Annotated in this window: 6 protein-coding genes and 1 pseudogene; 3 read left to right on the top strand and 4 right to left on the bottom strand. The window is 44.9% G+C overall.

The features are described from left to right. Positions 1-165: 165 nt before the first annotated feature. Positions 166-513: a hypothetical protein gene (locus MiSe_RS46645; protein ID WP_226593799.1), complete on the top strand. Its 348-nt coding sequence runs from the start codon at positions 166-168 to the stop codon at positions 511-513. A 186-nt stretch (positions 514-699) separates the two neighbouring features. On the opposite strand, the pseudogene MiSe_RS54335 reads toward MiSe_RS46645, so the two are convergent. The 4 genes and pseudogenes from MiSe_RS54335 to MiSe_RS46620 all read right to left on the bottom strand — a co-directional run bounded on the left by MiSe_RS54335 (position 700) and on the right by MiSe_RS46620 (position 4,347). Then, positions 700-3,543: pseudogene (locus MiSe_RS54335) on the bottom strand (NACHT domain-containing protein). Positions 3,544-3,707: 164 nt separating this feature from the next. Next, entirely contained in the window at positions 3,708-3,845 is a 138-nt protein-coding gene (locus MiSe_RS46630) for a hypothetical protein (protein ID WP_226593793.1), read from the bottom strand. A gap of 1 nt (position 3,846) precedes the next feature. Beyond that, entirely contained in the window at positions 3,847-4,089 is a 243-nt protein-coding gene (locus tag MiSe_RS46625; protein WP_226593791.1) for a helix-turn-helix domain-containing protein, read from the bottom strand. Positions 4,090-4,101: 12 nt separating this feature from the next. Then, entirely contained in the window at positions 4,102-4,347 is a 246-nt protein-coding gene (locus MiSe_RS46620; protein WP_226593789.1) for a helix-turn-helix domain-containing protein, read from the bottom strand. A 122-nt stretch (positions 4,348-4,469) separates the two neighbouring features. Here MiSe_RS46620 and MiSe_RS46615 point away from each other — a divergent pair, with 122 nt between their 5' ends. Together MiSe_RS46615 and MiSe_RS46610 are read left to right on the top strand one after the other, a co-directional pair. After that, positions 4,470-4,730: a hypothetical protein gene (locus MiSe_RS46615; RefSeq protein WP_226593787.1), complete on the top strand. Its 261-nt coding sequence runs from the start codon at positions 4,470-4,472 to the stop codon at positions 4,728-4,730. A 147-nt stretch (positions 4,731-4,877) separates the two neighbouring features. After that, positions 4,878-6,446: an FAD-dependent oxidoreductase gene (locus MiSe_RS46610; protein WP_226593785.1), complete on the top strand. Its 1,569-nt coding sequence runs from the start codon at positions 4,878-4,880 to the stop codon at positions 6,444-6,446. Positions 6,447-6,869: the final 423 nt, after the last annotated feature.

Genomic DNA, 6,869 nt, shown 5'->3' with positions numbered 1-6,869 from the left:
GGCGATGATAAAGAGGGCAAGATATCGCGCGCGCATATGAAAAAATCATCAGTCATTAGTCGCCAAGCCAAATTGGGTAATTGGTAATTGGTAAAAATGTAGGGGCGGGTTTCACCAAGGGATTTGATATCCAACAAACAATTTATATAAACCCGCCCCGACAAGATGTTTGATGTACGTGCGATCGCATCAAAAAAAATCCTCAGCCATATATCGCCAAATCCGGTAGGGACACGGCAGCCAAAATCTATTTGTCACAGCCTTGATCTGTTGATTGCCTTGTCCCTACAGGCGATGATAAAGAGGGAAAGATATCGCGCGATCGCACCCCAATTCAAACATGCGATCGCCGTATGTAGGGGTGTTCGCGCTAGCGTGCCGGAGGCATTAGCATTTGGGCGAGAATTGATGATAGAAAACCAAAATTTTTTATCCAAATGCGAAAGCCCTTCCCAAGGTTGGCGATCGCACCCCAATTCAAACATGCGATCGCGCCTCTACATTTTATCCTAAGCCATATTGATTACGCAGATCTCGCACCCACCTCATCACCCGCCAGCGATTAAAATCGCTGTCTAACAGCTAAAGTCCACTCAAGTGGACTAATATTTTTTACCAGTCCTCTTTAGAGGACTTCCGCTAAAAGCCCTTGGAATTTATTCCCTGGCGGGTTGACTGGCGAATTGACGGAATATCCAGCTAACTTTGCCCCCTTTTCTGGAGTGCTTTTTGAGCCAACTCGCGCACATATTCATCGGCGTCATGCTTTGATCTGTCGCGCAACAGCAGTAAAGTTTCCAAATCGTCGGGATATCGTTTGATAATCGCTTCAAGTGCTATTTGTCGAGGGTTGTCTTGCCATTCTTGCTGACGAACAAAGGGGTCATTTAGGGCGATATTGCGTAAAAATTCAAACATCCAAGGCTCATCTTTCCAGCCTATAGCTAATTCTTGAACTGCCGCACGTCGCACATTCAAATCATCATCGTTGGTGGCGCGTTGTTTGAGGATAGGTAAGGTATCGGGGTCATCTTTCCAGCCTCTAGCTAATTCTTGAAATGCCACATATCGCACAAGCCAATCATCATCGTTGGTGGCGCGTTGTTTGAGGATAGGTAAGGTATTGGGGTCATCTTTCCAGCCTCTAGCTAATTCTTGAAATGCTGCACGTCGCACATTCCAATCATCATCGTTTGTGGCGATTTTGAGCCAAACATAAGTATTTGACTCGTTTTGCCAAGCATAAGCTACTGCTGCAACAGCTTTAACGCCAATTTCCCAGACTAGCTGTGCCTCATCTCCATAGGGTTCGTAATAATAATTCACGTCGTACTCGATCAAGTCTTGTAACTGCTTCAGCAATTGATTCGCCGATTTCTCAATCATCTGGCGATTCCTCACTTCACTCAGGCACATAGCCGCTAAAAACAAATTCACGAACTTTTCCGCTTCCCCATTTATCCCCATCAAATACTCAATAATTTCCCCTACAAACTTAGCATCAATCATCCCAGAAATCAGCCGCAGCACTTCATGCCAAGATTCATCCTGCCAGTGCTTGCCAAAAACCTCTGTTTTCAGTTGTTCAATAGAAAGCGTTTGCGTCTCCTTAAACTGCCAGACAAACTCCCAAGCACAGAAATATTCCAAAAACGTCCGATGCACAAACGCATAATAATCTGCCCCCACATAACACAAAATAAAATTGCGACTCCGCAATTGCTCGATCAACAACCTCGCAACTGTTCTCGCATCATTCACCTCAATACTTTTCAAATACTCAATCAGAATCTTCTCTAAATCTCCCCGAATAATAAAATTACCAGCCAAACCTTTTTCATTCGCTTGCATCGCATAAGCCACCCGACGCAGCATTGCTTGCTTTTCTTTATAGTCAATCGTAACCTGGTCTATTTTGGCATCAAATAAAAGGCGTTCCACATCCCATTGATACAGCAATACCCGCGAAGCTTGGTTGTATAATTCTGCCCGATCTCTCGGCAATTCTTGATTCCGATTCAGAATTGCCATCATCGTCAGCAACAAAGGATTTCCTGCCAACTCGCGAATCGCAGCCGAGTCAGAAATTGCCTTTTTCAGTCGCTCCCGTTTCCGAATCTTATCTGCCTCATCGGTGCAGGTAAAATCGTGCCAGCGTTGGATAAATTCATCAATTTGTTCTGCCTCCAAATCTTGCAGCATGAAATGCCGAAACTCAGCATCGCGCAGTTTTTGCGGCTTGTAACCAATGACTCTCGATGTCACAATTACCCGCAGGTTGGGATAGTCATTCGTAAACCGATGAATATCGGTAATCACATCCTCTCGCTTCCCCGAATCGAAGACTTCATCTAACCCATCAAACATCACAACAACATCCCCAGCTTTGAGTTTTTCGTCCAATTGATGCTGGTTCAGATGACAGACTACCCCGCTACTTTGATGGACAAACTCTAGAAAACTCTTGCACTGTCCTAAATCTCGATTCCGAATATAAGTCCGCAATTCAATCAATAAAGGCAGCGGCTGCAACGGTAATTCCTTCGGCAACAATTCCGCCCAATCCAGCGCGATATATTGCAACAAAGTCGATTTACCCGCACCCGGATCGCCCAAAATTACCAGATATTTATAAGTCTTGTCTGCAATAACTTCTTTAACCGAGCGGATTGTTTGTTGAGCATAAGCTTGTCTGCGGCGATCCAATTCTTCAAGAGCCAATACCTGCTCGATTTCACCCCTATCTTGCAGCCGTTTTTGATGCTCTTTAGGAATTTCGTAAACTTGTGGTAAATACTCTTGACATTCGCGCAGGTTTTGCGGTATAAATATTCGCCATAATTTCAATTCGTTATAAGCGCAACCCGTCGTATCTAAGCTATCTAATTTCAGTTTGCCGTATTTTTCTTGAATGCTTTCCTGATATTTCCCCAAGTTAAAATCGGCGACAATACCAGCTAATTCTTTGGTGTTGCGGGCAGTTTGTTCTTGACTTTGGGAATCTAGAAGCGATCGCAATTCATCCGACTCGCGGTAGATGGCTTTCACCTTTTTGAGATACCGCTTGGCAACTCGTTCCCAGTCAAATTCATCGGGTAAAGAGATTGGTTGTTATTGTGGGATGGGCATCTTGCCCGTCCTCTGGATTTTAGGTGCAATATCTGAGTTCAGCTTGTTCCACGTCAGGGCTAGCGTCCTCGTATCTAAAATTTGGCAATCTTCTGTAAAAGCACTGCCCAAAATTTCGGCAACGGTTTTATCTTTAATGAATTGCTTGAACGGTTTGATATACGGCTGCAATTCTTTTTCATCTAAATCTGCATCTTCTAATTCTTGCTGCACGAGTTGCAAAAATTCTTTGATCGCTTTTCCAGCCGCAATATCCAGAGGTTCTTTGCTGGGGAGGCGAAGAACATTTTTGAGGCTGTCTTTAAAGATATCTTTCGCCCAATCTTTAGTTGCGTCTTTTGCCAAATCTTCCAAAATCGGTTTGAAAACAAAACCAGCCGCCTGCGCGACTCCCCAAACAATTAACAAGTCCATGATATTGCAGTGCTTCCGATCTGATTACAGCGGCTTGCAGCCCTTGTGAGGTACAGCGTTATCGCTTCGTTTGTGTAGCGGGTGCGTTAACGCACCCGCTACACAAACGAAGGTGTACCTCACAAGGGCAAGCAATCGGCTATAGTTTCAATCATAGTAAATTGCTACAACGCGACTGGGATGCAAATCGGAAATGATGGGCGGCTCATGTTGCCCACCCCACAAGAGCAGAATTTTGCTTGTGGGATGGGCATCCTGCCCGTCCGATCTACTTGATGCGCGATCGCGCCCCCAATTTCCACCTCACTCTCGCACATCCTCAGATGGCGCATTCCAATACAACTGAGTAAATTCCTCCGCCGCATCCGGGTTAATTGCCTTAAGTCCATCCCTAATTTGCAACACCGCCTCAGCTACCGGATCTCTAATCTGATAAACCCAACGGTGAACATTTGAGCGTCCCACTCCCATCGTCACTGCGAGGCGATTTTGGGTAATTCTATATTTCTCCAGCACCTGTTTGAGGGCTTTTCCTGCTCTTGCCATGCAGAGATTGTCTCACGACTGTTCCCCATCTGAAGATGGCGCATTCAAATACAACTGAATAAACTCCTCCGCCGCATCAGGGTTAATTGCTCTTAGTCCATCGCGAATTTCCAGCAACGCCTCAGCAACTGGATCTCTATTCTCATTCACCCAGCGGTTAACATTCGAGCGTCGAGTTCCCATCGCCACCGCCAACCGATTTTGGGTAATACCATAGCGCTCCAGTACCTGTCTGAGGGCTTTTCCTGCTCTTCCCATGCCTGAGATTTTGTCAAAGGCTCATAACAAAGTAAATGCTTCCTATTGGCGACGCAGGATGTATGATGGTAATAGTTCCAATAGGAAGCATCAATTTCTGGGGACAAAACAGGTAAAACCCAATGAATAAAAGCTTTCTAGCCCTAAACGCGCCACCATCCACGGTTCCCAACCTCGTCAACATACCGGGATTGGTTCCCCCAGGACGAGTACCGCTGAGAATACTTGTCATCAGTATTCCCGCAGCCGTTAATAACACAATTTATACCTTGCACCACCTCGGTTTTGCGGATGTGAGCCAGTGGAGTCGTTTATTACCCGCACCCAATCATCCTGGTGAAGTAATGAGCATTTTGACGCGATATTGGGTGGCAAATAATTGATTAAGTGGGAAAGCAACCCGGTTGTTCAGAAAAACCGGGTTTCTGGAACATACTCCGATTGGATTAAGTTATGAATTACAAGCTTTCCCGAATAAAATAAAGAGAAGCTGTAGATATTAATTACAACCAGAGGAGAGGCGATTAAATATGGCTAGAGATCCAAGATATTACGATGTAATCGTATACGGGGATGAAGTTCCCGGCGTCTTCGCAGCTGTTTCTGCTGCGAGGGAATACCGTCGCAGAACAAAACAGTATCCGCGAGTTCTGCTCCTATCTAAAGGTAATTTACAGGCAGGAATTGGCGGTCATTTAGTCAGGGGAGGACTGGCGTATTTAGACCGCAGCCAAATTGAGAAATCGATTCGAGAGGATCTGGGTTTACCTACCTTTGGCGATCCGGCAGCAATCTATAAAGAATTTTTGCAAAGAGTCGGCGTGCTTGTTGTTGGTCTTGACCAAAGCAAAGCGAGTGCAGTTTTGCGACAAATGCTGCAAGAAGCTGGAGTCGATATCCTCAGCTATGTTGAGATTGAATCGGTTGTGAAAGGCCAGCAAAATATCGTCAGTTTAATGACATCAAAGGGAAGATATTCTGGCAAGCAATTTATCGATGCAACGGTGAATGCAGAGTTAGCGCAAGTGGCTGGATCGCGAAAGTTAAAAGGATTTGAAACCTTTGGTCTTCCGGAATCAGAGCTGGCTGTAAGTGTAGTATTTGAAACCCAAGGATTGAGCGTTCAAAACCTCAAGGAAATCGAATCTACCTATCTCAAACGCTTTACTAACCTGAAGGATACAGAAGCGCAAAATTTCCTGCTTGCTGCTACAGGAAACGACGAAGAGTTAGCCGAAAAACTGCGGCGCGATATGGTCGATACTGCTGGTAATATCAAAACAATGTATGCAGGAAGTGACTATATCGATGTCCGTTCTCCGGCTTTATCTGTAGCTTACCACTCGTTTAGAGGAATTAAATTATCTTTATTGGAAACGGGTGTAATGCTAGACAAAGCGAATATCGCGATTCTTCCTGGGGGTAGACTTTCTTGGAATGCACTTTTATTTACCGTTACAGGTTCGGAAGCGGAAGAATTAGCCAGAAAAGGTGCTAAACCAACTCCTAACATGCTAGTAGAAATGGGTTACATCGAAAAGTGGTTTAACAGTATTGGTGCTACCGTTACGGTTCCCTCTGAACTTTATATCAGACATGCTGGGAACATTAAGGATGTTGTACAACCTTTAACTGGTGCCGATATGCTGATGGGTGGCGTCCCTGCTAGAGAGGCGTTGGGAACGTTTGCTTATCAATTTGACGTGCGGGGAGGAATCAAAGATTTTGACAAAATTGCTTATGAGAAAGGGATTACAAATCTTAGTTTTACTCCGCCTATTTTTAATATAGGTATCCAGCACGCAATTATGAGAACTATTCCTAATCTTGCCGTCGTTAGTCCGGCTTCTGGGTTTGTAGGTTTGGCAGCGTCTGCTGGTAGAATTGTGGAATTTAATGCTGGGGTGGCTCAAGGTTTGGGAATTGCTGCAATTATTGCAATTTTGGGTAATAAAAATTTGGCAGATGTATCGAATTTAGATGTGAGAAAAGTCCTAGTTGATACAAAACGATTGCCGCGGGTATTTGGGATTCCTAAACTTGCGGAAGCTTCGCGCATGGGTGCGATTGATACGCTTGGTGATGTGGCGATCGCATAACCCAAATCCTTTGTTCCTAGTGACTTTAGATTAGAATAACTGCGCTTAAAGCGCGGTTATTCTAATCTCTTTCACCTCAGCTGGCGATCGTGGTAAGGCTGGGCGACTATAGATAACGCAAGTTGCTAGTTATGCAATATTTGGTATTAGATCGCTTAATCAGGGCGGGAAACTGTCTTAAACTCTCTGAAGCCCCCCTGAGCAAGGGGGGTTTGCGGGGATCGGTTTGAGCGCTAGCAACTTGAGTTACTTATGCAATATTTGGTATTAGATCGCTTAATCAGGGCCCAAATCTATCTTAAACTCTCTGAAGCCCCCCTGAGCAAGGGGGGTTTGCGGGGATCGGTTTGAGCGCTAGCAACTTGAGTTACTTATGCAATATTTGGTATTAGATCGCTTAATCAGGGCCCAAATCTATCTTAA

The sequence above is a fragment of the Microseira wollei NIES-4236 genome, from assembly GCF_020521235.1.
Taxonomy (GTDB): domain Bacteria; phylum Cyanobacteriota; class Cyanobacteriia; order Cyanobacteriales; family Aerosakkonemataceae; genus Microseira; species Microseira wollei.
Note: the sequence above shows the minus strand (reverse complement) of the source record. Positions and strands in the feature narration are given on the sequence as shown.